General features: G+C 38.9%; 26 protein-coding genes. 14 read left to right on the top strand and 12 right to left on the bottom strand.

From position 1 onward, the window contains the following. Positions 1-33 precede the first annotated feature (33 nt). On the top strand, positions 34-315 hold the full coding sequence (locus tag AC1M9N_RS08635; RefSeq protein WP_481954596.1) for a hypothetical protein: 282 nt from the start codon (positions 34-36) through the stop codon (positions 313-315). A 60-nt stretch (positions 316-375) separates the two neighbouring features. On the opposite strand, the gene AC1M9N_RS08630 is transcribed toward AC1M9N_RS08635, so the two are convergent. Continuing rightward, on the bottom strand, positions 376-1,572 hold the full coding sequence (locus tag AC1M9N_RS08630) for a hypothetical protein (RefSeq protein ID WP_481954595.1): 1,197 nt from the start codon (positions 1,570-1,572) through the stop codon (positions 376-378). A 428-nt stretch (positions 1,573-2,000) separates the two neighbouring features. Continuing rightward, positions 2,001-2,714: a DsbA family oxidoreductase gene (locus AC1M9N_RS08625; RefSeq protein WP_481952164.1), complete on the bottom strand. Its 714-nt coding sequence runs from the start codon at positions 2,712-2,714 to the stop codon at positions 2,001-2,003. A gap of 298 nt (positions 2,715-3,012) precedes the next feature. On the opposite strand from AC1M9N_RS08625, the gene AC1M9N_RS08620 reads away from it, so the two are divergent. Further along, on the top strand, positions 3,013-3,807 hold the full coding sequence (locus AC1M9N_RS08620) for a hypothetical protein (protein ID WP_481954594.1): 795 nt from the start codon (positions 3,013-3,015) through the stop codon (positions 3,805-3,807). A gap of 54 nt (positions 3,808-3,861) precedes the next feature. Here the strand turns inward: AC1M9N_RS08620 and AC1M9N_RS08615 are convergent, their stop codons facing one another. After that, the gene (locus AC1M9N_RS08615; RefSeq protein WP_481954593.1) at positions 3,862-4,539 is read right to left on the bottom strand and encodes an Lnb N-terminal periplasmic domain-containing protein; all 678 of its coding nucleotides are present in this window, start codon (positions 4,537-4,539) and stop codon (positions 3,862-3,864) included. 574 nt (positions 4,540-5,113) lie between these two features. Between AC1M9N_RS08615 and AC1M9N_RS08610 the strand changes: the two genes are divergently transcribed. Beyond that, the gene (locus tag AC1M9N_RS08610; protein WP_481954592.1) at positions 5,114-5,623 is read left to right on the top strand and encodes a hypothetical protein; all 510 of its coding nucleotides are present in this window, start codon (positions 5,114-5,116) and stop codon (positions 5,621-5,623) included. 95 nt (positions 5,624-5,718) lie between these two features. On the opposite strand, the gene AC1M9N_RS08605 is transcribed toward AC1M9N_RS08610, so the two are convergent. The 3 genes from AC1M9N_RS08605 to fadB form a co-directional block, all read right to left on the bottom strand. Continuing rightward, entirely contained in the window at positions 5,719-6,462 is a 744-nt protein-coding gene (locus AC1M9N_RS08605) for a hypothetical protein (protein ID WP_481954591.1), read from the bottom strand. 83 nt (positions 6,463-6,545) lie between these two features. After that, positions 6,546-7,718, bottom strand: coding sequence for an acetyl-CoA C-acyltransferase FadA (fadA, locus tag AC1M9N_RS08600; protein WP_035265978.1), 1,173 nt, complete (start codon positions 7,716-7,718; stop codon positions 6,546-6,548). 12 nt (positions 7,719-7,730) lie between these two features. Further along, positions 7,731-9,884 (bottom strand): fatty acid oxidation complex subunit alpha FadB, encoded by a 2,154-nt coding sequence (fadB, locus tag AC1M9N_RS08595; RefSeq protein WP_092766638.1) that lies wholly within the window; start codon positions 9,882-9,884, stop codon positions 7,731-7,733. A 505-nt stretch (positions 9,885-10,389) separates the two neighbouring features. Here fadB and lpxO point away from each other — a divergent pair. Beyond that, complete coding sequence (lpxO, locus tag AC1M9N_RS08590; RefSeq protein ID WP_035265982.1) at positions 10,390-11,304, top strand: lipid A hydroxylase LpxO; 915 nt, start codon at positions 10,390-10,392, stop codon at positions 11,302-11,304. Positions 11,305-11,433: 129 nt separating this feature from the next. Then, the gene (locus AC1M9N_RS08585) at positions 11,434-12,387 is read left to right on the top strand and encodes a hypothetical protein (RefSeq protein WP_481596153.1); all 954 of its coding nucleotides are present in this window, start codon (positions 11,434-11,436) and stop codon (positions 12,385-12,387) included. A 32-nt stretch (positions 12,388-12,419) separates the two neighbouring features. Here AC1M9N_RS08585 and AC1M9N_RS08580 read toward each other — a convergent pair whose 3' ends face one another. Further along, positions 12,420-13,469, bottom strand: a complete 1,050-nt coding sequence (locus AC1M9N_RS08580) for an AAA family ATPase (protein WP_481596154.1) — start codon at positions 13,467-13,469, stop codon at positions 12,420-12,422. Positions 13,470-13,697: 228 nt separating this feature from the next. Here AC1M9N_RS08580 and uvrC point away from each other — a divergent pair, with 228 nt between their 5' ends. The 5 genes from uvrC to AC1M9N_RS08555 all read left to right on the top strand — a co-directional run bounded on the left by uvrC (position 13,698) and on the right by AC1M9N_RS08555 (position 18,154). Next, positions 13,698-15,497, top strand: a complete 1,800-nt coding sequence (uvrC, locus tag AC1M9N_RS08575; RefSeq protein ID WP_180028652.1) for an excinuclease ABC subunit UvrC — start codon at positions 13,698-13,700, stop codon at positions 15,495-15,497. 115 nt (positions 15,498-15,612) lie between these two features. Continuing rightward, positions 15,613-16,407: a thioesterase family protein gene (locus AC1M9N_RS08570; protein ID WP_481952169.1), complete on the top strand. Its 795-nt coding sequence runs from the start codon at positions 15,613-15,615 to the stop codon at positions 16,405-16,407. Between the two features lie 103 nt (positions 16,408-16,510). Continuing rightward, entirely contained in the window at positions 16,511-17,098 is a 588-nt protein-coding gene (gene pgsA / locus AC1M9N_RS08565; protein ID WP_035265993.1) for a CDP-diacylglycerol--glycerol-3-phosphate 3-phosphatidyltransferase, read from the top strand. Positions 17,099-17,153: 55 nt separating this feature from the next. After that, on the top strand, positions 17,154-17,522 hold the full coding sequence (locus AC1M9N_RS08560) for a hypothetical protein (protein WP_481596156.1): 369 nt from the start codon (positions 17,154-17,156) through the stop codon (positions 17,520-17,522). Positions 17,523-17,620: 98 nt separating this feature from the next. After that, a complete protein-coding gene (locus AC1M9N_RS08555) occupies positions 17,621-18,154 on the top strand; it encodes a DUF4269 domain-containing protein (protein WP_481596157.1) in 534 nt (177 codons plus the stop codon). A gap of 3 nt (positions 18,155-18,157) precedes the next feature. On the opposite strand, the gene AC1M9N_RS08550 is transcribed toward AC1M9N_RS08555, so the two are convergent. Next, positions 18,158-19,960, bottom strand: a complete 1,803-nt coding sequence (locus AC1M9N_RS08550; RefSeq protein WP_481610035.1) for an ABC transporter ATP-binding protein — start codon at positions 19,958-19,960, stop codon at positions 18,158-18,160. 135 nt (positions 19,961-20,095) lie between these two features. Here AC1M9N_RS08550 and AC1M9N_RS08545 point away from each other — a divergent pair, with 135 nt between their 5' ends. Beyond that, positions 20,096-20,719: an alpha-ketoglutarate-dependent dioxygenase AlkB family protein gene (locus AC1M9N_RS08545; protein WP_481954590.1), complete on the top strand. Its 624-nt coding sequence runs from the start codon at positions 20,096-20,098 to the stop codon at positions 20,717-20,719. A gap of 16 nt (positions 20,720-20,735) precedes the next feature. Here AC1M9N_RS08545 and ruvX read toward each other — a convergent pair whose 3' ends face one another. The 3 genes from ruvX to recN all read right to left on the bottom strand — a co-directional run bounded on the left by ruvX (position 20,736) and on the right by recN (position 23,475). After that, positions 20,736-21,179, bottom strand: coding sequence for a Holliday junction resolvase RuvX (ruvX, locus tag AC1M9N_RS08540; RefSeq protein WP_481954589.1), 444 nt, complete (start codon positions 21,177-21,179; stop codon positions 20,736-20,738). Then, complete coding sequence (locus AC1M9N_RS08535; protein WP_035266003.1) at positions 21,172-21,726, bottom strand: YqgE/AlgH family protein; 555 nt, start codon at positions 21,724-21,726, stop codon at positions 21,172-21,174. The genes ruvX and AC1M9N_RS08535 overlap by 8 nt, the downstream gene beginning before the upstream one ends. 81 nt (positions 21,727-21,807) lie before the next feature. Continuing rightward, positions 21,808-23,475 (bottom strand): DNA repair protein RecN, encoded by a 1,668-nt coding sequence (recN, locus tag AC1M9N_RS08530; protein WP_481608908.1) that lies wholly within the window; start codon positions 23,473-23,475, stop codon positions 21,808-21,810. Between the two features lie 316 nt (positions 23,476-23,791). On the opposite strand from recN, the gene ppnP reads away from it, so the two are divergent. The 3 genes from ppnP (at position 23,792) to AC1M9N_RS08515 (ending at position 25,931) form a co-directional block, all read left to right on the top strand. Next, positions 23,792-24,115 carry a pyrimidine/purine nucleoside phosphorylase gene (ppnP, locus tag AC1M9N_RS08525; RefSeq protein ID WP_092766653.1) on the top strand — a complete coding sequence of 108 codons (324 nt, stop codon included), beginning with the start codon at positions 23,792-23,794 and terminating at the stop codon, positions 24,113-24,115. 136 nt (positions 24,116-24,251) lie between these two features. Then, a complete protein-coding gene (rlmB, locus tag AC1M9N_RS08520; protein ID WP_035266007.1) occupies positions 24,252-24,998 on the top strand; it encodes a 23S rRNA (guanosine(2251)-2'-O)-methyltransferase RlmB in 747 nt (248 codons plus the stop codon). Positions 24,999-25,004: 6 nt separating this feature from the next. Further along, positions 25,005-25,931: a DMT family transporter gene (locus tag AC1M9N_RS08515; protein WP_481954588.1), complete on the top strand. Its 927-nt coding sequence runs from the start codon at positions 25,005-25,007 to the stop codon at positions 25,929-25,931. A 16-nt stretch (positions 25,932-25,947) separates the two neighbouring features. Here AC1M9N_RS08515 and coaE read toward each other — a convergent pair whose 3' ends face one another. Next, entirely contained in the window at positions 25,948-26,550 is a 603-nt protein-coding gene (gene coaE / locus AC1M9N_RS08510; protein WP_481597508.1) for a dephospho-CoA kinase, read from the bottom strand. Positions 26,551-26,569 lie beyond the last annotated feature (19 nt).

Here is a 26,569-nt window from a genome sequence, read left to right as displayed (position 1 = left end):
ATAATAGCGATCATTAAATATTGGGAATATTCTATGAAAACTTCAATGATGCTCGCATTTAGCATGTTTTGTCTGAGCTTAACCAATGTCTCTTATGCAGAACAAGATGTGAAAAAAATTGTTCGAAATGATCGTGTAACCGTGGTGAAGCATCAAATTCCACAGTTTGATATTAATCCTTTTGTGGATAGTAAACGTATCGCACGCACAGATCGTGTCGGTTATGTTTTACCTAAAACTGAAGCTGAAGTGGCGCCTAAAAAAACACGTATTACACGTAATGATCGTATCGTGATTCAAAAGCCTGTCATTTGAGAATCTAAGATCCAAACAAGCCCATCAATGATGGGCTTGTTTTATGATTATTATCGAGCGCTAAAATCTAGCTTCAAGACGAACTAAAGCACGAGGATGGTGTGATCGATCTTCACGCTTGTCATTAAAATAGTTAAGATCACCTTGAACAAAGAACCATTCGCGAAATAAGGGTTGGCGCCAAGAAACAAAAGGTCCCCAACTGTTCATACGTAAATCATCTTCGTTGTAATAACCACCCACATACATACCGTAGTTAAAGCGGTTATCATGGAAAAACTGATGTTGGCGATAGGTACGATTATCCCAAGTCCAATCATCATCCTGCTCATCTGCATAAGTTAGATAAAGCTGATTTGAAATAAACGCTTCATTTGGACGTGCGTGCGTGAGTTCCAAATTGGTTCTTAGATAATTTTCGCTATCTATACCATAACGATAGATTTGTTCAGCATGAAAGGAAAAATCATTCCCGAGAGTCCAATCTTTTTTTGCCTTTAAGCGGGCATAAATGTCATCTCCAGATCGAATACCTAAGTCAGCATCTAAATCGAAAGGTAACTTATCAGATAGTTGTGACCAACGTAATGCGATCGAACTGTTATCTTCACGGATTCGCTTAGTGTCGACATTTTTGTTGGGATCAGCAGCGGGATTTTCATTGGTAATGGCAATATTGTTGTCAATTTCATTATCCAGTGAATCATCACCAAAGACTAAACTTAATTTACGCTCTAAGGTTGGTAAGTCGATTTTACCGCGTATACGTGGCTTGAATTCGTAACCATCATACTTATTCCATTTATTATCAAAGATTACACGTAGCGTTGCTTTGGCGGTTTCATCTTCATAACCTTCACCAAACCAACCATCGATTCGCTGAGCGGTTCGGTCTGCCCAGTGGCGAATCGATTTTTGACGTCGGTCAATCCATGATAAATCTTCAGTCGCTTGGGTCGGAGCGTATATTTTTTTATTGGATTGTTCTGGGAATAGTGTCGGCGTTGCATCAACCATGCGAGGAACGTAGTTAATCCAACCTAAGCTATTTTCATCCGATGTTGGCCAATCTTTTTGTTGAAATTCTAAAGGATAGTCTAAAGTAGGGAATTCGTTACTGACACTGATTTCATCTGTTTGATAAGGATCAGTCAAGTCATCTTGCTGATCTTGGCTATACACGAAAGTACTTAAAAAGCTACAACTTAAGACAAGACTTAAGGTTGACGGTTTGAACTGCTGCATGATTCTTTTCATATTCGCTCTAAGTCATTTTCATTGTTAAGCCGCTGAATTTATTTATAAAATTAAAAATGGGCTTAAGCATCGTGATATTATTAAAAATCAATGTTTGATCTATTCTAATGAATTGTTCAACAAAATTCACAATAAACAACAATGAATTTAAAGTGATTTAAAATTGGAACAGATAATGAGAAGACTTAAAACTCAAATAATTTTATTAAATAATTGTTTTATAGATAAAAAAAGACCTCCTTGGGGAAAGAGGTCTATAAAAATTTACCATGTATAGAGTCATGCAGTGAATCTATACATGAAGTATATTCAGTTCCGATTCACTTGAATAGGCTTGTTTATGCAACGCTGAATTCTATTTTTATAACAGTCTAAATATGGCTTAAGTCATGCAACCTTAAGCCAGTATTTAGGTTCTCGAAGATGTTTTATGATTTGCTTGGTGGCACGTCACAATGTTCATCAGTACAAGTTTCTGCATCTTCAACAGTGGGTTGATCTGTTTGTTCATTGGCAGTCGTTAATACTTTGTTGATCACATCTTGGAAGACTTGAGTCGGTTGAGCACCAGCCAAAGCCACACGCTGATCGAATACAAAAAATGGTACGCCAGTCACTTTTAATTGATCACGTGCAAGTTCTTCATCAAATTGGACAAAATCGGCATATTGATCAGAATCCAAAATATCATCCACTTCAACTGGATTCAAACCAATGCGCGAAGCAACATCTTCGAGGGTTTCACGCTCACCAATGGCTAAACCTTGGGTCATATAGCTATAAAAAAAGGCTTCTTTTGCTTCCGAACCCAATCCTAAGCTTTGTGCATGATGAATTATTCGATGGGCGTTGAATGTATTTCCTGAGTTGGCATTTTCCCAATTGAACTCGATGCCTTCTGTTTTTGCCATTTCCGCAATATTGCGTTGCATTTCTTCAACTTCAGCGACAGTACGCCCATATTTTAATGCTAAACGTTCGCTATTTGAGACTTCTTGACGTGGCGGTGCATCAGGATCTAGCTGAAAACTGTGCCAATGGACTTCAAGTTCTACACCAGTTGCAGCAGCAGCTGCTTCTAAACGTTTTTTTCCGATATAGCAGAAAGGGCATACTACATCTGACCACACATCTACACGCATAAAAAATCTCTAATCATCATTTATGAATCTATAGTGTGGGCAATGACAACAAAATTAAAGGTCTAAATCTGAAACGCAGAGTTTCAATCCGATATATTTCTGTCGAAAATATGAATTTTGCGTAATAAATTATTGAAACTTGATCACAGAATCACGAATAAATCGACAAAATCACAGCAATATCCACTAAATTCATTCCTATTTCTGCTTAAAAAATATGCTATACAATACACATCATGTGCTTGTCATTGTTCGCAAGTGATTCATTACTCAAACAAAAAAAGGATAGGAGTTTGAGATGCGCGGAATTTTAGCGGTGGTTATCGTCATGGTGACCTTATTATTTGGTTATTGTGCCTACGCGCAAAATGAAAAAAATGATGAAGTGCAACGTCAACAATTTGATTTGGTGATGACAGAAAAAATTGAGCAGCTTTATGTTCAAGCGAAGGATTGGAAGACCCCTCTGAATTTTAAAGTTGAAGATAAGCGTTTGAATGGTGACTATAAAGTACTTTCTGAATTTATTTTGAAGTATTGGGTAGACAATATTGAATCACGAAATATGTATTTACGTGAGTTAGATCAAGCCAAGTGGGATGAGTTTCTGAACGTTCGTCGCCTAGAATTAGATAAAAAGAATAAATATCAAGACACCGAAAAGATGTTTGTCCAAGTGAAAAAAATTCAATCTGAATATCAAACGCGTGACCAACAAATTTATGCGACAGCTTTACAAGCGCTTGATGCTTTGGAGATGAAAGCAGACTTGCGTGAGCCAATGAAAGAAAAGTTAAAATTCAGCCGACAGCATAATAATGATCAAGCTTTGTTTGCTTTAGAACTTAAGATCACAAAAAAAGCTGAAGAAATGTTTGAGTTTTTGAAGAATCATGACTGGCAACGCCGTAACGAAATGATCCTATTTAAAAGTGATCTCAGTGTGAATCGCTTTAACGAGTTATATCGCGAATTAAATCAATTACAACGCGAAATTGATCAGTTAAAAAATCAAAATGCCGAAGTGATTGAAGCACAAACAGTGAATCAAAGTCCAAGTTCAGAGCCTGCTGTTCAGGAAGAAACGCAATAAACAAACTTTCTTGGTTGTTTCTTTCAGCGTGGTTATAAAAAATGGACGCATGCTTTACTCACGGAGTAAGGCAGAAAAGGCTTTACTTGAAAGTAAATGTACATCATGAACATGCTCAATTTTAGGATTAATATGTGCTTTTTCTTTCCATTGATTTAAAGTAATACCATTATCGAGGACTTTTTTGTCATATAAATAGTTTGGAATTAAGCCTGGTAAGGTCACGCGATAATCTCGTGGAATTTGTCCTACTGCATGTTCTAATAAATCAAACAAGATGGTCGTACAATTGCTGATATAGGTGTTATACCAAACTGGGGTATGATTCAGCCGATTGGCTTTGTTCAGGAATTCTAAAAACAACATCTGAATTTCGGTTTGATTCATTTGAATTGGATAAATATAGACATCTTCTTCGCGAATATTTGAGCGTGTATAAATCAAATCATTTTCATCACCTACGACCAGTGCCAATTCATACTGCCGAAAAAAACCGCCAATGGTGGAGAAACCTTCATCCTTTTCCTGACGAACCTCTAAAGAAAATGCGAGATGTTCGCCACCATCAAAACCAAATGTAATAAAAACATGCGCAATAGGACCTTGCATAAAATGAGATACCACTAAATCTATACGATCTAACTTTTCTAAATCGTATTGTCGTGTTTCCCATCGCGTCACGTAGTCTTTATCACTGTGCCAAATAAAATTTCTGACATTCTGTAATTCCACTTTGCCATCTTTGAATTGGAATTGAATAATTTTGTCGGTTTCATCCTGCCAAACGCGATCATTGCGCGGTTCTAAGGAAAAAAGCTAATCATGGCAATCAAAAAAATAATCAAATACGCCCATGTGAAATAGGGCTTATAGCTGTGTTGCTTGAAATGGAATATCCCTGTAATGATGGCAAGTCCAACCCAAAACAAGATCAGTGCATAAGTGAAAATGGCATTAACAGGCTGATGTGTCCAAATGAATAAGATTGCCCAGAGTGATGTGAGACATAAAAATATAACGAGTAGGCTGTTTTTTATTTTAGTTTTCATGGCTGATGGATATGTATGAGTTTTCTATTTTTATAATGAATTGAAGTTAAGCTTTGAAGTCCATATTTGTAAAATCAGACCGAGTCTTGAAATTCAGTTGCTTAGCAAAACTTTTAAAAAACACTTGAAACCATTTATCTGAGTGCTGATGAATACGTAAATAAATTGGTGTAGTTTAATTAAAGAATGGCTCTATTTGTTTAGTTATTCTTGTTTGTTGATGCTCAATTTGAACGATGCATGTCAGAGTCTTACTTATGACTAATTCTAAATTATGTTTGATGTTCGGTGTGATCTCAGCCTTGCTGATGAGTTTGACTCATGCTGAAGATGTTGCAAGCCTGCCATCAATTCAATTGTTGGCGGACGATGACTTACGTGATGAGGTTGTGACGACTGTTACACCTTTTCAAGAAGATCAAAAGGTGCGTCAATCTTTGCAACATCAAGTGATCAAAAAAGAGCAGGATATTCAAAATGCTGCTTTAGAGCAAAGTTCACCTGCACTGAATATTCAACCGAAAACTCCAGTGCCTGATATGAGTCATCTATCACCTTTACAGCAGCAGTATGTTTTGTCTGTTGCAGCAGGTTTACAGTCGAATGATCCGAGTTCAGGCATTTTTAGAATGTTGGAGCCTTTAGGGATTGATCGGGACAAAGCATTGACTCATATCCAACAGGGTGGAGGCGCGATTCCAATGACCTTTGATGAGCAACGTTTAAATCAGTTGTTGGGTGATGGATGGCGGAGTAATCTAAAATAAAATTTGATTTCTAAAGTATAAAAATCCCGCAAACAGCGGGATTTCTTCTAGTCACGTATCTAAACTTAAACACGTTTGATAATTTGCAAATTATCTTAAAGCCTAGGTAAATTATAGTAGATTAATTCACATGAATTTAAAGTGTTAAGATCTAAATTGATATTTTGTTGAGCAGATACATGGTTGCTCAAGTGTTGATTTTGTTGAGCACTAAAGCCCAAAAAAGAATTATAACCTTCAATTTGAATTTTATATTTCTGAATATTAAGGTTCAAATTTTGAGTTAAGCAATACTGCTTTAATGAGTATTCTCTCTTATTATCAGATAGCGTAAAATTTATCTTGTGAGTAACAGTATCAATAACATAAATAGAATGTTTGTGTGAGCCAATATTAATTTTTTGTTGATGAGTTGGATTAGCTTGTACCGTACCGTTAAATAGAAATTCTTTGATAACTGGCTTGCCAATGACTTCATTTATTTTGATCAGAGCGAAGTTTGTAAGCGTGATAAATTGCGGGGAAAATAACCTCCAAAAAAAAAATAACACAAACCCTGTAAGAAGTATAAATATAAAATAATTCATGAATTTATTAATTTTTTTATAACGGAATTTTTTGCGATTCTCCTCAATTTCTCGGACATAAAACTGATTGATAACAACAAGAAAAATGGGAGTTAAAAAAGTAATAGCCAGTCCATAAGCAATACTAGAAACTAATAGAGGATTAAAGAAAGGCAATTCATATTGATTTTCTAACTTCCATCCAAAATAGAAAATTATAAGACTGAGAACGATATAAAATACTGGATAGAAATATGTCTTTTTTTTCTTCATATTTATAAATTTTTTAACAAGATTTTTTTTTAGAGAAAAAACCCCGCATTAAGCGGGGTTTCTTTTGGTCACGTATTTAAAACTTAAACACGTTCGATCACAGTTGCGATACCTTGACCAAGACCGATACACATCGTCGCAAGACCGATTTGTGTATCTTGTTGTTCCATCACGTTTAACAACGTCGTTGTGATACGCGCACCAGAACAACCCAATGGGTGACCAAGCGCAATCGCACCACCGTTTAAGTTCACGATGTCTTGTTTGTCATGTAAACCTAGACCTTTCAATACTGAAAGACCTTGAGCAGCAAATGCTTCGTTTAACTCAACAGTTTGAATGTCACCAATGCTCAAGCCAGCACGTTTCAGCGCTTTTTGAGTTGCTGGAACTGGGCCATAACCCATGATCGCAGCATCACAACCTGCAACTGCCATAGATCGAATTACAGCACGTGGCTTAAGACCGAGTGCTTGCGCACGCTCAGCAGACATCAATAACATTGCAGATGCACCGTCAGACAACGCTGATGATGTAGCAGCAGTCACTGTACCGCCTTTAGGGTCAAACACAGGACGCAACGCTTTAAATGCTTCAAGGTTCGCATCTGGACGAATCACTTCGTCTACATCACAAAGGATTTTGAAGCCATTTGCATCATGACCTTCAACACCAATGATTTCGTTTTTGAAACGACCTTCTTGAGTAGCAGCCCAAGCACGACGGTGAGATTCAACACCAAAAGCGTCTTGCTCTTCACGGCTAATGCCATTCATACGACCTAACATTTCTGCCGTTAAGCCCATCATGTTAGATGCTTTTGCATAATGTTTAGATGCTTGTGGGTTCAAGTCGATACCATGCATCATGCCAACGTGGCCCATGTGCTCAACACCACCGATGATGAAGATATCACCTTGGTTTGTCGCAATTTGAGCAGCTGCGGTATGAATTGCTTGCATTGAAGAACCGCAAAGACGGTTAACAGTTTGACCTGCAACAGTTTTTGGTAAGTCTGCCAATAACACGATGTTACGACCGATGTTCATGCCTTGCTCTAGAGTTTGGTTCACACAACCCCAGATCACATCTTCAACTTCGTTCACATCAAACTGGTTACGAGCAACCAATGCACGAACTAATTCAGCAGATAAGTTATCGGCACGTACATTGCGGAACATACCATTTTTGGTTTTACCCATTGCTGAACGTACGCCATCAACGATGACAACGTCACGTGGATTTAAAGTAGCCATTCACGTTGCTCCTTAACCGTAGAATTTTTTGTTGTTAGCAGCCATGTCACGCAACATTTGTGGCGCTTCATAAGCCTTACCTAAATGCGCATACTTGTCGCAAAGCGCAACATACTCAGCTACACCAGTTTGATCGATGTAACGGCATGGACCACCACGGAATGGAGGGAAGCCTACACCCATGATCATTGCCATATCTGCTTCGTTTGGTGTTGCAACGATGTTGTCTTCTAAGCAACGAACAGTTTCGTTACAGAAAGCAATCATCATACGGTCAATGATCTCTTGAGAATCAAATTCACGTTTTTCACCAGTCACGACAGAAGCAATTACGTCATACGCTGTTGGATCAACAGTTTTTGCTTTCTTGCCTTTCTTGTCCAATTCATATTTGTAGAAACCAACATCGTTCTTTTGACCGAGACGTTGTGCTTCATACATTGTTTGGATTGAACCTTTGAAATCAGGCTTCATACGGTCAGGGAAACCTTCAGCCATCACTTCTGCACCGTGAACGCCAGTATCAATACCGACAACGTCCATTAAGTATGCAGGACCCATTGGCCAGCCAAATTTTTCCATCACTTTGTCGACTTGTTGGAAGTCAGCGCCGTCTTTAAGAAGAAGGTCAAAGGCACCAAAGTAAGGGAACAATACGCGGTTTACAAGGAAGCCCGGACAGTCGTTTACAACGATCGGAGTTTTACCCATTTTTTGAGCGAGGACGACAGTCGTTGCAATCGCTTCAGGTGAAGTTTTTTCACCACGAATCACTTCAACCAAAGGCATCATATGCACTGGGTTAAAGAAGTGCATCCCTACAAAGTTCTCAGGACGCTCTAGGTTTTCAGCCAAACGCGTGATTGAGATCGTAGAAGTGTTTGATGCAATGATCGTGTTTTCACGTACTTTAGACTCAGTTTCTTTGAGTACGATGCCTTTCACTTTCGGATTTTCTGTTACCGCTTCGATCACGATATCGACTTCTTTAAACTCATCATAGCTTAATGTCGGACGGATACGTGCAAGCGTTTCACCCATTTGAGCAGGCTTGATTTTCTTACGTTCAACTTGTTTAGTCAGAAGACCGTTTGCTTCTTTCATTCCTAAAGCAAGTTGTGGGTTACCAATATCTTTCATGATAATTGGTGTGCCTTTGCTTGCCGCTTGATAAGCAATACCACCACCCATGATACCTGCACCAAGTACTGCAGCTTGATTTACAGGGTGAGCGCCTTGTTCATATTTTTTCGAAGTTTTCTTCACAACTTGGTCGTTGATGAATAGACCAATCAACGCGCCTGCTTGTGGCGTTACCGCTGCTTTTGCAAAGTGTTCAGCTTCTTGGCGAAGTGCACCAGCACGATCTAAGCTTGAACCTGCTTGCATAGAATCAAGCAATAATTTTGGCGCAGGGTATTGTGCAGGATTAGCTTTCGCAAGCACCACACCTTTAGACGAGTTGAAAGCCATCATTTGTTCTAATGGATTCAACTTAATTGGATCTAATTTTTCTTGACGCTTCGCTTTCCAGTCTAAACGACCTTCGATTGCTTGTTTAACGATAGAGATCGCAGCATCTTGTAATTTATCAGCAGCAACCACCGCATCGACCGCACCATCTTTAAGTGCAGCAGGTGCTTTTTTCGGGTTCGCCATTGCCATCCATTCAACAGCGTTATCGATACCGATAACACGGCTTAGACGAACAGTACCACCGAAACCAGGAATGATCCCAAGTTTAATTTCTGGAAGACCAACTTGTGCTGATTCTGACATCACGCGATAGTCACACACCAAGCACATTTCGAAACCGCCGCCCAATGCCATACCATTGATTGCAGCAACTTTAGGAATATTTAAATCTTCGAATGAATTGAAAATTTCATGAACAGGCATCGCCCAATCTACAATGACTTGTTCGCCTTGCGCAAAGTTTTCACCAAACTCAGTGATGTCTGCACCAACGATAAATGTAGATTTACCAGATGTAACGATAAGACCTTTAATCTCAGCGTTTGATTGAACAGCAGCAATTGCAGCTTTAAAGTCGTCAATTGTTGCGCGGTTGAATTTATTAACCGACTCACCTTGTAAGTCAAAGCGGAATTCTGCAATTCCGTCCGAAAGCATTTGGACGGTAATGGCATTGCCAGCGTGGATCATGCCCTGATCTCCTTTTTTTTGGAGGACTTCTAAGTTGATGTTGTGAAGCTAGTGCGTATTTCCTGCGCACATTAAAGCTTCGCTAATCTTACGATAACTATATCGAAAAAGAACATAACAAGTTGTATCAAGCCGTGACGCAATGGTCATCTATTTATTGCACCAGCATGCGTTATAAAACAGCAGATGCGAATGTAGAATTTGTTCTTCTTACAATAAAGCGATTGTTTCAATTGGCATTTTATTTAAAAACACTTCAACTTATATCTGGGGTAGGTAGGTAATTTCAAGTTATTTTGCACTTTAAATTTCGTCATAAAAGTCAATAAACTGAAATATAAAGCCATCAAAAGTCTATTTGTAGAACACAATGTTTCGTTGTTTGGGGTAGTCGTTATACAATTTACGTGATTATCTATACATCTAAATTGGAACAATTCATTTCCAATTTAGGTGCAGCATCTCCTCATTTAACCCGCTAACCAAAGATAAACCGAGTCAATCAATGATCAAGTGGATTATTCTCGCGATATTCATCATATCGGCACTGTATATTCAACGTCGTGGAAAAGTACGACATTCGTTCTATCGTCAATTCTTTGATCATTCGACCATTTTGGCACCTATTAATTTTTTGATGTATATGTTCTCTAAGGTGCCAAACCAGCCTTATATCGACACACAGCATTTTAAAGATTTAAAAGTGTTAGATGAAAATTGGGAAATGATTCGTGATGAAGCCAAAGCTTTATATGAGCAGGGTGGGATCAAAGCCTCTGAAAAATATGATGACCTAGGCTTTAATTCATTTTTTAAAACTGGTTGGAAGCGTTTTTATTTAAAATGGTATGACTCTGCACATCCTTCAGCAGCAGAACTGTGCCCTAAAACGACAGCATTGCTTAAAACATTGCCAACCATTAAAGCGGCGATGTTTACTGAGCTTGCTCCTGATAGTCGCTTGGTTCGTCATCGTGATCCTTATGCGGGATCTTTACGCTATCATTTAGGGTTGTTGACGCCAAATGATGATCGTTGCTTTATTGATGTAGATGGTCAGCGGTATTCATGGAGAGATGGTGAAAGCGTTGTGTTTGATGAAACCTACATTCATTATGCAGAAAACACGACGGATCAAAATCGTATTATTTTCTTTGCTGATGTAGAGCGCCCTTTAAAGACACGTTGGATGGAACGGTTTAATCATTGGTTTGGTAAAAATGTAATGACTGCGGCAAGTTCACCGAATGAAGCAGGGGATCAAACGGGTGGTCTGAACAAAGCATTTGGTTATATTTATCGCTTGCGTGTCAAAGCAAAAGCACTGAAAGCGAAGAACCGTCAGTTATATTACTTTTTAAAATGGTTCTTGATGTTAGGGATATTCTTCCTGATTTTCATTCGACCTTATGTGTTTTAAGAGCATTCAGATCAAAATGCGCCTCAGGGCGCATTTTTTAATTTTACTTAAAATGATGTAAATTAAAATTGAGAAGTAGTTCAATAAAAGCTATGCTTTTGTCTGTAAAATATACAAAAGAAAATTCAAATGAATCTCAAAAAAACAATATTAGTACTAAGTGTTTTACCGTTTTTTTTAAGTGCCTGTGGCGGCGGTGGGTCGGGAGATTCGTATGAATCATCACCGAGTACACAATTTCGAAACGGTGATCAACTCTATTCAATTTACTATAATTCCAATGATCGATTCGGCTTAAATTATATTGAATTTCAAAATGGACAATTTACTTATACGGATAGTTTTAAACCGTTGAATAGTGTGATTGTGACGCGAAATCGTATCTATCAAACCTATGATCAAGCCCAAAATACGCTCAGTGTGAATAGTCCTAGTCATTGGACGATGAATATCATTGGTGACATCCAAACGGATATCGAAATGGAGCGTGTAAACCTATCGGGTAAAAATGTTTTTGATACAGTTTTACCAGGTTATCGCAACATTGATCGAAATGATTTGAGCCCTAATGTGAGATTGTTTATCGCCAAAGATGGTCTTAAAAATTTTTCTTCAGGTAGCTATTGTTATAGAAAGAAAGCAGAACAAAACAGAGTAGATTATTTACAACTCTATCCAAACACGAGTGAACCATTGGAAGAGAGTTTTAACCAATTTTATGAAGATAACTTGCTGTATCTTGATCTTTTAAATGACAAAAATCCAATTGTTAAATTTCAACTCGCAAAAGATCGTTGGATGGGTATGAATTTTAGCAGTATTTTTGACACCAGTATGAAGATTAGTTTAGATGATTCAACAGCCATTGAATTTGAAAGCAAACTATATCCTGCTGAATATCATCAAACTTTGAAGCGTACGACTGATGATGAATATAAACTCTATGAAAAATTGATAATGAACGATGATGTTGCAGAAAATAGACAGCGTTATCAGTTATTAATGGCAAATATTGAAAAAGGGTGTACGTATTATAATAAAACGGCAGCAGAATCCTTTGTCACGATTCCTGGTTTAAGATGATTTGTTTAAAAAAAGCCCATAATGGGCTTTTTTTATTGATTGATGATCGAGAGCTGACCGTCTTTGCAATCCAGCTTGAGATGAAGTTGATCTGGATGCTTTAGAAAGTAGATCGCAATAATGGGTTCTAGTTCAGTTCTCATTTTCCGTGCTAAATGACGTGCCCCAAAGCGGATATCATGACCCTGATAGAAATATGCTTTGGCAAGGTCTGATAAATGAACCTGACGTTTTTGATGTTGCAAACGAATGTTGAGTTTTTCCAGTTCAATATCTACCAATTTAGGGAGTGCATCATCTTGAACAGGCTGATAATGAAGGACACGATCAATTCGATTCAGAAACTCCGGATCAAAACTGCGATGCAGTATTTTTTCAATAATGGCTTTCGTGGGTAGGCGTTTTAAACATAGATTTTGAAGTTTTTGCGGTAAAACATTTAATTTATCTAAATATTGTTGTGCTGCGCGCGCTCCTGCATTACTGGTCATAAAGATCATACAATTACGAAAATCAATCGTTTTTGTTCCAGCAGTAAGGGTTAGACGACCTGTATCCAACACATTCATTAAGCCACGAATCACTTCGGGAGAGGCTTTTTCAAGTTCATCAAACAGCATAATGCCAGGACGGGTATGAGAGCCATTAATCGCAGTTTCATCGAATAAACTGTGACCTTCTTTCGAACCGACATATCCGGGCGGAGCGCCTGTTAAAGCGGCTGCATAATGTTCTTGAGCCAGTGTATTCATATCGATACGACAAAACGCATCAGGACGACCATAAATCGCTTCAGCAATCAAACGAACAGTCTCTGTTTTACCAACACCTGTTGGTCCAAGCATTAAGGTGACGGACAAGGGGCGTTCAGGACTTGAAAAGTCAGCTTTGACCACGTGAAGCATTTTTTCGATTTCATCTAAGGCTGGATTTTGCCCAATGATACGATCACGCAATAACTGCATCACTTTGGCTGGTTCAAAATGAAAGCGAGACTTTCCAATGAGTCGATCTTTTTCTGAAGGACTATGGGATGAGAGTGCAGGTTGTATGGCGTGAAAAGCACGATCGGTCGCAGTCATGTTGGCGCATCCATGAATGAATCAGTTGAAAAGCATATCAAACTTGAATTTAACAACTCAGACTTTTTAACAATCAGCTGATTATAAAATCTGCGATCATTGCCCTGAACTGTTGGATCAACAAGGTTTTAAAATCGTCTACCGAAATGCACTTGAAATAGAGCGCGTTACCATCACAATAAGCTCATGCTGTTGCATGAATGACTGACTCTACATTAAAGGCTGCTTGTGAACGAAAACGCACGTGAACACATTGAAAAAATCTTAGCCAATCTTACGACTTTGCCTGGTGTCTATCGCATGTTAGGTAAAGATGGAGAGTTGTTGTATGTGGGAAAAGCGAAGAATTTAAAAAATCGTGTTTCTAGCTATTTTGTTAAAACCATTGAGCATCCCAAAACACAGGCTTTAGTTGCCCGCATTCATGATATTGAAACCATGGTGGTCCGCTCAGAAACGGAAGCATTACTTCTTGAACAAAACTTAATTAAGCTTCATCGACCGCCGTATAACATCATGCTGCGAGATGATAAATCTTACGTCTATATTTTTGTGTCCAGTGATAAGCCTTATCCACGTATTGCAGCAGGTCGTGGTAAGGGGAAACATCAAGCAGGTAAATTTTTTGGACCTTATCCAAGTGCTTATAATGCACGTGATACATTGGTGGTCTTACAAAAATTATTCAATGTCCGCCAATGTGAAAATAGTTATTTTGCGCAACGTAAAAGACCGTGTTTGCAGTATCAAATTAAACGTTGCTCAGCTCCATGTGTGGGTATGATATCACCTGAAGATTATAAAGATGATGTTGATAACTCTATTCGTTTTTTACAAGGGGACACACGTGAGCTTAATCAAGAATTAATTGCCAAAATGGAAGCGGCAGCAGAAGCTCTCGAATTTGAAAAAGCCGTTTTTTATCGTGATCGGATGGCATTATTGCGTGATGTCCAAACTCAACAAGCGATTTATAAAGTCAAAGGTGAAGCAGATATATTAGCGATCGCATACCAAGCGGGGGTAACGTGCGTTCAGATTATGCATGTGCGTAATGGCAAGATGTTGGGAGGAAAAAGTTATTTCCCAGATATGTTGGGCGATGATTTGGGACAAATGCTGGCAGATTTTATCGCGAACTTTTATTTCCAAGTTGCCGATGAGATTCCAACAGAATTAATCGTCAACGTGGAGCTGCCAGACAAGAAAGACATAGAAGAGGCACTACAACAAAATTTTGGCAAAAAAATTCTGATTAAATCAAAAGTTCGAGAAACCCGTGCAGAATGGCTCGAGCTTGCGACCATGAATGTACAGCATGCCATTAAAGGACAACTTGCTAACCATTATGAATTGAATGAACGTTTTCATCAGTTAGAAGAGGTGGTCGGACGTCCAATTGATCGTATCGAATGTTTTGATATATCCCATACGATGGGCGAAGCAACGATCGCTTCTTGTGTTGTCTTTGATAGTGGAGGGGCTCGCAAGCGCGATTACCGTCAGTTTGCTATCGAAGATATCACTGGCGGTGATGATTATGCTGCCATGCGTCAGGCTTTGACACGACGGTATAAGAAGGCGATGCTGCCAGATTTGCTTCTCATCGATGGTGGTAAAGGGCAATTACATATGGCAATGCAGGTCATGCAAGATCTTGGATTGGATGCATTCATGGTGGGGGTTTCAAAAGGGGAAGGACGTAAGCCTGGTTTGGAAACCTTACATTTCACTGATGGCACAAAGATTCAACTGCCTGAAGACCATAAAGCGCTACATTTAATTCAACAGGTTCGTGATGAGGCGCATCGATTTGCCATTACTAAACATCGTGCCAAGCGCGATAAACGTCGTGGGCAGTCAGTTTTAGAAGCCATTCCAGGGCTAGGACCAAAACGCCGCCGTGATTTATTAACACATTTTGGTGGGATTCAAGGGGTATTAAAAGCCTCTGAAAAGGATCTGAATTTAGTCCCAGGTTTTGGTGCAAATCTCGCTCGGACTGTGTACAAAATCTTGCATGAGTAATCATGCATATCAATTTGCCAAAAGGATCATTGACCTGCGAGTCATTGATCATTTACCTCAATCTGAAAATTCAGCATGCTAGCGCGATAAGAAATTTAAAATAAAAGGGTTGCACATGTCATTTGGACAGGTATTTCAAGAAATTGATCAACAAGAATGGGTGGAGATCCCTGAGGGTTGGTTGCAGGGTCGTACCATTTTTGGTGGTTTAACCACGGCGATGATGCTACACAAAGCAACACAAATGATTCATGACCCTAAAAAAAGATTATTGAGCACCAGTGTGGTATTTGTGGGTCCTGTTCAGGAAAAGCCAGTCAAAGTGACAGTGGAAATTTTAAGGCAAGGTAAATCTGTGACTAATATTGAGGCTCGGATTTGGCAGGATGATGCTGTACAGGGAATTCTGCTGGCAAGTTTTGGTTCAGACCGTGAATCAGTTGTGAATATGGATCAAACTCGCTCAGCACCACAGTATGATTCACCTGAAAGTTTAGTTAAGTTGCCTTATCATCCTCTTATGCCGCAATGCTATCAGAACTATGATCTGATTTGGGCTGAAGGGAAATACCCTTGTACGGCTGCTGAAAAGCCAGATTTTGGTGGGTGGTTTCGATATGCAGAATCTAAATTTGAAGCAGGTCCGCTGAGCATGCCTGAATTTATAGCAATGTTAGATATTTGGCCTGCAGGAATTTTTCCTATATTAAAAAAACCAGCACCGGGCAGTTCAATTTCTTGGTATGTGACGCTGTTAGAACCTATTCAAGCTGACCGACGAGATTGGTTTAAATATAAAGTATTTACAGATCATTCTGCGCATGGTTATTCTACTGAATATGCCCATATTTGGGACCATAATGACCGTCTCGTTGCAATTTGTAGACAGACTGTCGCGATTTTTGCCTAGTCGACAGCGGGTAGTGAATCGTTTAAAGTAAGCGGATTAAAGAATCAAAGCTCAAGTTTTTATTGCAAATTTTAGCTGTAATTGGGGCAAACTGGCGGTGTCTATGTCTACAGGTCGCATCCTGAATATACCAAATATCTTGACGCTAGCACGTATTGCGTTAATACCTGTTTTTTTAATTATTGCCTATTGGCCTCCTGCGATTGGTGTGGGTGGGCATGAAGGGGGTATGACGCGTCATATCATTCTGACTGCAATTTTTGTGATTGCTGCTGTCACAGATTGGTTTGATGGTTATTTGGCAAGAACATTGAATCAGACTTCTGCATTCGGACGTTTTTTAGATCCTGTTGCGGATAAATTAATGGTCGCAGCAGCATTGATTGTTTTGGTGCAATGGCAACCTACAATTTCGATGGCTTTTGCTGCGATTGTGATTATTTCACGCGAGATTACGGTTTCTGCTTTACGTGAGTGGATGGCTGAGCTCGGTGCACGTACCAATGTGGCTGTATCAACGGTTGGAAAATATAAAACAGCTTTCCAGATGATCGCTATTTCCGTGTTCTTACTTAATTGGAAACCACTTGAATTAGTTGCATATGGTTTATTGTATACCGCTGTAATTTTAACACTGTGGTCCATGTTTATTTATTTAAGAGCGGCATGGCCATATCTAAAACAACCCTAATGTATTTAAAGCGCCAAAAGGCGCTTTTTTATTGTCTTGAGAAAGTGATTTAAAAATGAGAATTAAATTTGCTATTGCTTTGAGTATCTTGTTGAGTTCAAGCATTTATGCGGATGATTTATCAAGGGCACAAGAGTATTTGCATAATGATGGGATCGCGTATTGTCTATCTCATTCTGAGATTTATGCAGCTGAAGCAAATATTGCGAGAGGTGGATATTTTCAACTCGGTGAGCATAGCCATGAGGCGGCAAAACAAGTGCAAAATTATATTGATCAAGCGCTCAAAGAAGCGTTAGGCAGCTATCAATATTCAAAAGAGAAAGCATACCTTATGCGTTGTTTGGAAATCTCTTATTCAACGCAGTATCGAAATTATATTAAAACTGTTTATGCGTTAGATGTTATCGAAAATCAAAAATAACCTTAATTGCTTAAGCTTTTCTGCTGAGGGTTAAAGTAATTCATATTGGGAGATTCAACCGCTTTAAAGTTGAATCATCTTAGAGATTAAAAATAACAATGAAAAAAATACACTTTCAAAAAGTCATTGATGACTTAAACCTTTTGGAAATACTCAAGCGGTATCAAGTTACAGTGGTCGGTACGCCACCTTTAGGAATTGCAACAGCTCAAAGTGATATCGACCTCATTTGTAGTTATCCGATTGAGCAAGAGAATCATTTGATTGAAACACTAAAATTATTTCAAACATATAAGGCATGGTGCATTGAGCGAAGTTATTTTGAACGTGATACTTGGATTTGCCGATTCGAATATTGTGCTTGGTCAATTGAGATATTTTGTTCTACAACACCAATTGATCAGCAGGCGGGATTCCAGCACTTCTACGTTGAACATAGAATATTAGATTTGGCAAATGACCAATTTAAACAGGAAATCATTCGCCTTAAGCGAAAAGGTATAAAAACTGAACCTGCATTTGCACAGATGTTAGCGCTCGATGGTGATCCTTACACGAAGTTAAGTCAGCTATATGAAGCAGATGACTGTGTGTTGATTCAACTGCTTCAATGCCAAGGTTACCTAGATTAAACTTTAACTATGGGTTTCCTCATCTCCATCGTCTTCAAAAGTTTTTGCAATTTTTTCGATATTCAAACTTTTAGCCATCGCATCAAAAATTTGTTTATACACACCGTCTTGATGGTAAAGGGCATCATGTTCTCCATGCTCGGCAATTTCGCCTTCTTTCATGACATAGGTATAATCCGCATCGATAATTTGCGACAGGCTGTGCGAGATAATAATGACAGTACGTCCTTGTTTAATCTCATCAAGGCTTTGTTTAATTTGTTCCGAAGCGATGGCATCCAAACTCGCAGTCGGTTCATCTAAAAAGATAATCGGCGGATTTTTCAAGAACATACGAGCAATCGCAATACGCTGTTGTTGTCCTCCAGAGAGTTGCAATGCATCGGAATGATAGCCATCTGGAAGTTGTAAAATTTGCTCATGAATGGAGGCTTTTTTAGCAGCAATGATCACGTCTTCTTCAGTGGCTTCTGTTTTACCATAGCGAATATTTTCAAGAATAGTCCCTTGGAAAATATGATTTTTTTGTAGGACTAATCCAATATGATCTCTCAAATATTGAGTATCAATTTGATTGAGATCGATGCCATCGAGTTCGATACATCCCTGATTAGGTTCATAAAATTTATCTAAAAGACTGATTAAGGTTGATTTTCCCGCACCTGATAAGCCAACTAATGCAGTAATTTTATTGGGTCGAATCTCCATATTGATATTCTTTAGTGCGTGGTGACCGTTTGGATAAAAGAATTCAACATTTTTCAGCGTAAATTTTCCTTGAATTTGCGGTTTGAGTTGACCTGTAGGTTCAATTTGATCATCTGCTTCTAAAATTTTAAAGAAGCTTTCTGAATAGATCATGGCATCATTCACTTCATCATATATACGATGTAAGGAGCGAATTGGTGCGGATACATTATTGAACAGCAGTACATGAAACATGATCATACCGATGCTCATCTGACCATCAAGCACAAAATACGCAGTTAGGATGATGATTAAAACAATACCTATTTGTTCAATAAAGGTTTTTAACCCATCAAATAAAAAGCTGACCTGACGGGTTTGCATTTGATTATCTGTGAGTTCTTTTTGTAGTTTGAGTTGTTTGGTCGATTCTATTGACTCACGGTTGAAAGATTTGATAACCGTAATTGAATTAATAATTCCGAGGATACCTTGGCTTTTCTTTTCTCGACCATCACGTAAATTTCTACGCCAGCCTCCGAGTTTTTGTGCTTGTTTATAAGTTAACCAGAAGTAGATTGGAACGATAGTGGTCGCCACTAAGCCAACATAAAAGTTGGCGTAGTACATTAATCCTAAAGCCACGATCGCACTGGTAAATAACGGCAAAATGTCAATAAAGAATATTTGAACTAGACGAGTCAGAGAGCCAATACCACGATCGATTCGTGTTTGTAATTTTCCCGCCTGATTATTCTCTTCGTTGAAAAAAGCTAATCTATAGGTCAGAAATTTTTCAATGATGCCTTGTGCTAAATCTTGTGAAATAAAAATTCTAAGTTTTTCACCATAAAACTTTTGTCCGAATTGGACAAAAGCATTAATCACTTCTTTACCCAATAATATCGCTGTAATGGTAATCAGGATATTCCAGCCTTCGGCTAAGCCAAAGCCATTCTCAACCAGCGCATTAATTTCATCAACCGCATACTGCAAAGTGAGTGCATTCACTTGAGCTGTGAATGAGCCGATGAGCGTAAGAAAGAGAGTGGCAATCACTAAAAAGCGATAAGGTCTAACGAAAGGTTTAAGTTTTAGAAAAAGTTGCCATAAATTCATAAGCGATTGTTTTTATTGTCTACATTTATGCCAGTCTAAGCTTGATTGTCCAGTGTCACAAGCGTTCACAATGTTTCAATTTGTCAGTTGAAATATTCAGCTAATATACGGTTATATTTTCATGGCAAATTGGTTATGAACTTTGAGCTGTTTGCACCCGAACCCAATTCAAATCTCCTATCTTGTGATGGGATTGTAGAAGATTACGGTCTTATACTTACTCATGCTGAATCACAAAATTATTTCGATTATTTTTTCAAAGCTTTAGCTTGGGAACAGGATGAAGTGATTTTATACGGCCAATATTTTAAGACGGGTCGTAAAGTCGTATGGTATGGTGACCAAAACTATCAATATCACTATTCAGGGATGGATAAACAAGCACAGATTTGGGATTTGAAATTATTAGCACTCAAGCAAAAAATTGAACTTATAACAGGAGTTCAATTTAATTCTTGTTTGGCTAATTTGTATGAAGATGGAACTCAAGGTGTAGGATGGCATAGTGATGATGAGGCTGCATTAAGAGATCCTGAACATGGCGAGACCGTCATTGCTTCACTGAGTCTCGGCGCAACCCGAAAATTTAGATTTAAACATCGTGATAAAACTCATACTGCGGAAATATATCTACAATCAGGACAGTTGATTGTGATGAAAGGTCAAACACAGCGTTTTTGGAAACACACTTTAGCGAAATCAACCAAAGTATTAGAGCCTAGAATCAATTTAACCTTTCGCTATTTTTATCCTAGATGAAGTGGCAAATATTCTATTAAGGTTGAATACCTTGAGGATTACGATACCAACTTTCAATAAATAAAGCGGCTGCCAAGCTGTCTGCGGACAACTTTTTTCCACGCCCTTGCGCCTGATAATGATCGAGTTCATCACGCGCTTCGCGAGTTGTTAATCGCTCATCCACCATCCATGTTTCTATATTGGTTTGGTGTCTTAAACGACGGGCAAATTTACGTGCTCGTGTTGATAGTTCCGATTCGCTATCATTCATATTCAGTGGTAGCCCGACTAAAAACAGATTTGGAGAATGCTGTTTTACAATTTTGAGTAGATCATCCCAATTGGGAATGCCATCTTTCATCGGTAAAAGTGAAAGTGGCGTAGCACTTTCAATAATGGACGATCCTACAGCCATTCCTGTTTTTTGTGTGCCAAAGTCAAAGGCCATAATGAGTTGAGCGGTAGTTGAATCAGGCATGTCCAATCTCAGATGAAAGCCATGTACGATCGACCCCCATTTTTCTATAGGCAGCGTCCCAGCGATCGTCATAGGGTAAGTTAAAAATCAAATCCATATCAGAGTCACAAATGAGCCAGTCACCTCGAGCGATTTCTTGCTCCAACTGGTTTTTACTCCAACTTGCATAGCCTAAAGCAATTTGATAGCGACCAACACCTTCATTGTGTGCGATTGCATCAAGAATATCCTTTGAAGTTGTTAAACAGAGATTTTCACCTACAGCGATGGACGCATGCCAAGTAGGTTGACCCGTATGAAGTACAAAACCCGCTTCTGGTCGTAAAGGACCACCTTGTAAGACATCATGTGGGTGAACATGATCTGCAACGATATCAAGATCTGTTAAGAGTTCTTTAACCTGAATCCCAGCTGGACGATTGATCATAATTCCCTGCGCACCTTCATGATCATGACGAGCAATATAGACCACACTATTTGCGAAGAAATCATCTGCTAAATCAGGTGGGGCAATCAGGCAACGGTGCGTTAGAAATTGTTTACTCACCTAATGGCTTCTCCTATGTTTGAGTATCACTTTACTTCAACATACTAGACTTATGGGTTTTCAACAATCCTTTTAAAATAATCAAGATGTGCTGGTCTGAAACTTTAATTGTCTTAATTGTTTTGCATGTTGAAGGGTGGTCTCGCTAATTTCGACACCACCAGTCATACGAGCAAGCTCTAATATCCGTTGATCTTCATCAAGCTCAACGATAGTGCTGCTAGCAGGGTCTGTTTGCAGTTTTTTCACTAACAAATGTTGGTCCGATTGCGCTGCAACTTGGGCTTGATGTGTAATACATAGAATTTGAACATGTTGACCTAATCCAGCCAATAAGCGACCGACAATCTCAGCTGTTCCACCGCTGATGCCCACATCAATTTCGTCAAAAACGAGTACTTCAGCTTCAGTTTTTTCTGCATTCATAACTTGCATGACCAATGCAATACGTGACAATTCACCACCAGAGGCAACCTTCGCAAGCGGTTGAGGTGGAATCCCTTTGTTTGCTGTGAACAATAATTGAATAAAACTAAACCCTTCAGATGAAGGCTGCTCCAGAGGATCGAAACGGAATTCAAAATGAGCTTCTGGTAAAGCCAGTTGTTTGACTTGTTCTGTTAAGAGTTTGGCTAAGGGCTCTGCTGCTTTACGACGAATATCATCTAGATATTGAGCTTTCTCTATAAACTGTTGATGTGAAATTTCAACTTGTTCAGCCAAAGTCTCTGGATCTTCAAGCTGATGTAATTGTTCTAGCTCTGCCTGCCAATGTTCGTATTCTGATTTTAAATCTTCGGGTTGTACTCGATATTTGCGCGCTAAACGATGGAATATTTCCAGTTGTGTGTTTAACTCTTCCATTCGTTCAGGATCAAAACTCTGACGGTCAATGAATTGTTTTAAATTAGCACTGGCATCATCGAGTTCACTTTGCGCATTTAATAATGAGTTATAAATTTCAGAGAGTAAATCACTACGACCTGCATGAGATTCAAGCTTGCGAATAATACTTGAAATTTCCTGAGTGATATTTTGATCAGACTCATCTAAAACGTTGATTGCATAACTACAATCTTGCATGATGTGTTCATGATGACTTAAGCGATCGAACTCTTGTTCAATTTCTTTATAGTCAAGTCGAACCACTTCTTCTAATTCTTCTAATTGAAGATTAAGTATCTCAATGCGTTGAAGGCGGGTGGTCTGTGCATCAAGCGCAGCTTGATGCTGTCGGATATTTTTTTGCCATGCGTTATAACTGTCTTTGACAGCGAGCGTATGCTGACCAAAATTGCTGTAACGATCCAACCAATGTTTTGGATAGGGTGGTTCTAACAATTGTTGCTGACTATGTTGGCTGTAAAGTTGGACTAAGAGTCTGCCAATTTCCTTTAATTCTGACAGGCTACTTGGACGTCCATTGATCCAAGCTTTACTACGACCTGTAGCAAAGATTACCCGTCTTAGGTGAATTTCACCTGATTCATCTGCCAGCTCATGAGTGCTTAACCATTCAGCTTCGGGACTTTGATCTTGATAACTAAATACGGCTGTAACATCAGCCTTATCTGAACCATAACGAACGTAATTCGTATCAGTACGCTCGCCTAAACACGCTGATAATGCATCGAGTAATAAAGATTTACCTGCACCAGTTTCACCCGTAAGAACATTGAAACCTTGATCAATATCAATGGCTAAGTTATCGGCTAAAGCAAAGTTGATCAGATTAAGGTGTGTCAGCATAAACGCATCCGAGCTGCGAAAGTGTGGATTCTAAGATAGAGAAATTTTGTTTTAGTCTCAAGTCACGACATTTGAATATGAGAACTTTTAGTTTGCATTTTAACTGAAATTAGGTTGATTACTAGTGACTGAATATATTCTTTTACCTGTGTACAAAAGATATATAGAAGAAATCAAAAAAATCTTTAAATTTCATCAATAGGGAACAAAAGTTGCTTATAAAAACCATTGCAAAACACTGATTGATTAGTTGCTCGAGCGCAATTAAACTACGGCAATTAAAATTTATAAAATGCGCATTATTTGGAGAATACGCATGTCATCACAATTTGATCATGTATCTGTTGTAAAAAAATCAAATGTTTATTTTGGCGGGACGTGTATTAGCCACACTGTTCAATTTGAAGACGGTACGAAAAAAACACTTGGGGTTATTCTACCGACGGAACAACCGCTTACTTTTGAAACACATGTACCAGAGCGTATGGAAATTATTTCTGGTGAATGTCGTGTCACAATTGCAGACAATGAAGAACATGAGCTTTTCCGTGCAGGGCAGTCGTTTTACGTGCCTGGTGAGAGCCGTTTCAAAATCGAAACAGATGACGTATTAGACTACGTTTGTCATTTCGAAGGCTAATTACCAAAAAAAAATTTGACCAACATCCAATGGTCAAATCGGTTAAACTATTCGCTATATAAAATCCTGTAAAGTTGGCTTTGCGGGATTTTTCTTTTCTATATTATTGTATTGTCTTAGTGAGTTGAGGTCGTTCATGGCTAAACCCGAATATTATTATGGCGTTCATTCTGTGGAGTCATTGTTGGAGTTAGAACCTGAACGCGTTTTGACTCTATTTGCACTAAAAGGTCGTGAAGATCAACGTTTAAAACGTATTTTTGAGTTGGCTGAACCTTTCGGAATTAGTATTCAAAAAGCGAGCCGAGACAGCCTTGAAAAACTGGCTGGACAACCTTTTCATCAAGGTGTCGTTGCTGCAGTTCGTCCTCATCCAACGCTGAATGAAAATGATCTTGAGCAATTAATCAAAAGTACAGACAATGTTTTTTTACTGGCGCTTGACCAAGTGACGGACCCGCATAATTTGGGTGCGTGTATTCGAACTGCGGCAGCCATGGGCGTACACGCGGTTGTTGTTCCTCGTGATCGTTCTGCGAGCTTAACACCAACTGCTCGTAAGGTTGCTGCTGGTGGTGCAGAGAAAGTTAAATTTATCCAAGTGACGAATTTGGCTCGTACTTTAGCTAAAATCAAAGATGATTTTAATGTTCGAGTGATTGGCACGATGTTAGATGAGCATGCTCTACCTATTCACGAATGTGATTTGACTGGTCCTGTCGCAGTGATTATGGGTGCTGAAGATACTGGTTTAAGACCGATTACTCAGGCGCAATGCGATCACAAAGTTTATATTCCAATGAGTGGCAATTTACAAAGTTTGAATGTGAGTGTGGCGACAGGCATGGCACTTTACGAAGCATGTAGACAACGTCAAGCCTAATTTGAGATGGCACTTTCAGATCGAGCCCAAGGCTATTTTTTTCTTATTACTACCATGTGCATCTGGGGGGGATTTACCCTCACTGCACGATTAAATGCGCTATGGCACATCAATACTTGGGACATTGTGGCACTGCGTTTTTCACTGGCTTTTTTGATCTTAATGCCGATTTTACTTTATCGTAGAGAAGCCTCTTTTTTACTTAAAAAAGAGCCATTTATCTTGGCAATGATTGGTGGTGTGATCTATTGTTTGTTGGCTTATAGCGCATTTCACTATGCACCGACTGCGCATGCTGCAATTTTTCTCAATGGTTGTATTCCTATTTGTACTGCCATCGTGGCTTTAATATTGATGAAGCAGGCTTTTGATCGTCATACATGGGCAAGTTTGATCATTATGATCACCGTGCTCGGTATTATGAGTCTCCTGATGTATCGTGAATCTGGCATTCCTTTTGGTGCTGGTGATGGATTATTCTTCTTGAGCGCCATTTTTTGGGCAATATTTACCGTATTACTGCGTAAATTCCAACTGAGTGCATGGCAGGCGATGTGTGGAGTTGCCATCTGGTCAGCCGTGATTTATGTACCCATTTACGTGTTATTTTTACCCAAAGATCTTAGTACTCCTCAGCCTCAGCATTTAATGTTTCAAACAATATTTCATGGCATATTCGTGGTCATTATTGCAACTTTAACTTATGTGGAAGCGATTAAAAGACTCGGGGCTTTTAAAGCAGGGAGCATTACCAATTTAGCGCCTTTTTTAGCTGCAATTTTGGCAGTGCCTTTGTTAAATGAACCTTTAAGTATTGCGATGTTATTTGGGTTATTGGGTATGGCGATAGGCGCATTACAACCATGGCGATGGCTGGGTCGCCAAGATGCACTAAGCCAAAAACTTGAGCAACAAAAAAAGCAGTCTTCTTAGACTGCTTTTTTTTAATCTAAGCTTGTTGTGCAAGACTAAGATAATATTGGTGTTTTACAGCGAGTTGTTGATAGAGATGATCAAGTTCACCATCATTTATAACAACATCGTCTGCACGTTTTAATTTTTCTTCACGAGACATTTGCGCACTCATTATCTTTTTAATTTGCTCAATGTCTTGATGATCACGTTGCGAAGCACGCAAGATTTGTAATTCTGTTGATGCATCGATCAGTAAAGTACGTTGAGTAAGTTGGTGTTGATTGGTTTCAAACAAGAGTGGGGAAACTAAAATGGCATAAGGACTGGTCGCCCGTTGTAGTTGTTCAATAATCGATAGGCGAATTGCAGGATGCGTAATATTTTCTAATATCTTTCTAGCTTCAGGATGTTTAAAAATATGGTCTCTTAACGCTCTGCGGTCGAGTGCGCCATCTTCCAATAGCACCCAATCCCCAAAATGATCTTTAATTTTTTGTAGTGCAGGTTTTCCAATTTCAACCACTTCACGTGCCACGATATCTGCATCAACAACGGTAATCCTTTGTTTTTCAAACCACTGACTTGCAGCAGTTTTTCCACTACCAATACCACCTGTTAAGCCCAAAATAAAGCGCATGTAAAAAAACCTTGTAATT

The sequence above is a fragment of the Acinetobacter sp. ANC_7655 genome (assembly GCF_056784015.1).
This window is presented reverse-complemented; position numbering and strand designations above follow the sequence as displayed.

What these genes read in the sequence shown, in the direction of transcription:
- AC1M9N_RS08515 (WP_481954588.1), top strand. Translation starts at nt 25,005, where the DNA reads ATGGCACTTTCAGATCGAGCCCAAGGCTATTTTTTTCTTATTACTACC.
- AC1M9N_RS08570 (WP_481952169.1), top strand. Translation starts at nt 15,613, where the DNA reads ATGTCATTTGGACAGGTATTTCAAGAAATTGATCAACAAGAATGGGTG.
- AC1M9N_RS08630 (WP_481954595.1), bottom strand. Translation starts at nt 1,572, where the DNA reads ATGAAAAGAATCATGCAGCAGTTCAAACCGTCAACCTTAAGTCTTGTC.
- AC1M9N_RS08635 (WP_481954596.1), top strand. Translation starts at nt 34, where the DNA reads ATGAAAACTTCAATGATGCTCGCATTTAGCATGTTTTGTCTGAGCTTA.
- lpxO (WP_035265982.1), top strand. Translation starts at nt 10,390, where the DNA reads ATGATCAAGTGGATTATTCTCGCGATATTCATCATATCGGCACTGTAT.
- AC1M9N_RS08580 (WP_481596154.1), bottom strand. Translation starts at nt 13,469, where the DNA reads ATGACTGCGACCGATCGTGCTTTTCACGCCATACAACCTGCACTCTCA.
- coaE (WP_481597508.1), bottom strand. Translation starts at nt 26,550, where the DNA reads ATGCGCTTTATTTTGGGCTTAACAGGTGGTATTGGTAGTGGAAAAACT.
- AC1M9N_RS08620 (WP_481954594.1), top strand. Translation starts at nt 3,013, where the DNA reads ATGCGCGGAATTTTAGCGGTGGTTATCGTCATGGTGACCTTATTATTT.
- ppnP (WP_092766653.1), top strand. Translation starts at nt 23,792, where the DNA reads ATGTCATCACAATTTGATCATGTATCTGTTGTAAAAAAATCAAATGTT.
- AC1M9N_RS08605 (WP_481954591.1), bottom strand. Translation starts at nt 6,462, where the DNA reads ATGAAGAAAAAAAAGACATATTTCTATCCAGTATTTTATATCGTTCTC.
- AC1M9N_RS08625 (WP_481952164.1), bottom strand. Translation starts at nt 2,714, where the DNA reads ATGCGTGTAGATGTGTGGTCAGATGTAGTATGCCCTTTCTGCTATATC.
- AC1M9N_RS08560 (WP_481596156.1), top strand. Translation starts at nt 17,154, where the DNA reads ATGAGAATTAAATTTGCTATTGCTTTGAGTATCTTGTTGAGTTCAAGC.
- AC1M9N_RS08585 (WP_481596153.1), top strand. Translation starts at nt 11,434, where the DNA reads ATGAATCTCAAAAAAACAATATTAGTACTAAGTGTTTTACCGTTTTTT.
- recN (WP_481608908.1), bottom strand. Translation starts at nt 23,475, where the DNA reads ATGCTGACACACCTTAATCTGATCAACTTTGCTTTAGCCGATAACTTA.
- AC1M9N_RS08555 (WP_481596157.1), top strand. Translation starts at nt 17,621, where the DNA reads ATGAAAAAAATACACTTTCAAAAAGTCATTGATGACTTAAACCTTTTG.
- pgsA (WP_035265993.1), top strand. Translation starts at nt 16,511, where the DNA reads ATGTCTACAGGTCGCATCCTGAATATACCAAATATCTTGACGCTAGCA.
- fadB (WP_092766638.1), bottom strand. Translation starts at nt 9,884, where the DNA reads ATGATCCACGCTGGCAATGCCATTACCGTCCAAATGCTTTCGGACGGA.
- AC1M9N_RS08550 (WP_481610035.1), bottom strand. Translation starts at nt 19,960, where the DNA reads ATGAATTTATGGCAACTTTTTCTAAAACTTAAACCTTTCGTTAGACCT.
- ruvX (WP_481954589.1), bottom strand. Translation starts at nt 21,179, where the DNA reads ATGCCTGATTCAACTACCGCTCAACTCATTATGGCCTTTGACTTTGGC.
- AC1M9N_RS08610 (WP_481954592.1), top strand. Translation starts at nt 5,114, where the DNA reads ATGACTAATTCTAAATTATGTTTGATGTTCGGTGTGATCTCAGCCTTG.
- AC1M9N_RS08545 (WP_481954590.1), top strand. Translation starts at nt 20,096, where the DNA reads ATGAACTTTGAGCTGTTTGCACCCGAACCCAATTCAAATCTCCTATCT.
- fadA (WP_035265978.1), bottom strand. Translation starts at nt 7,718, where the DNA reads ATGGCTACTTTAAATCCACGTGACGTTGTCATCGTTGATGGCGTACGT.
- rlmB (WP_035266007.1), top strand. Translation starts at nt 24,252, where the DNA reads ATGGCTAAACCCGAATATTATTATGGCGTTCATTCTGTGGAGTCATTG.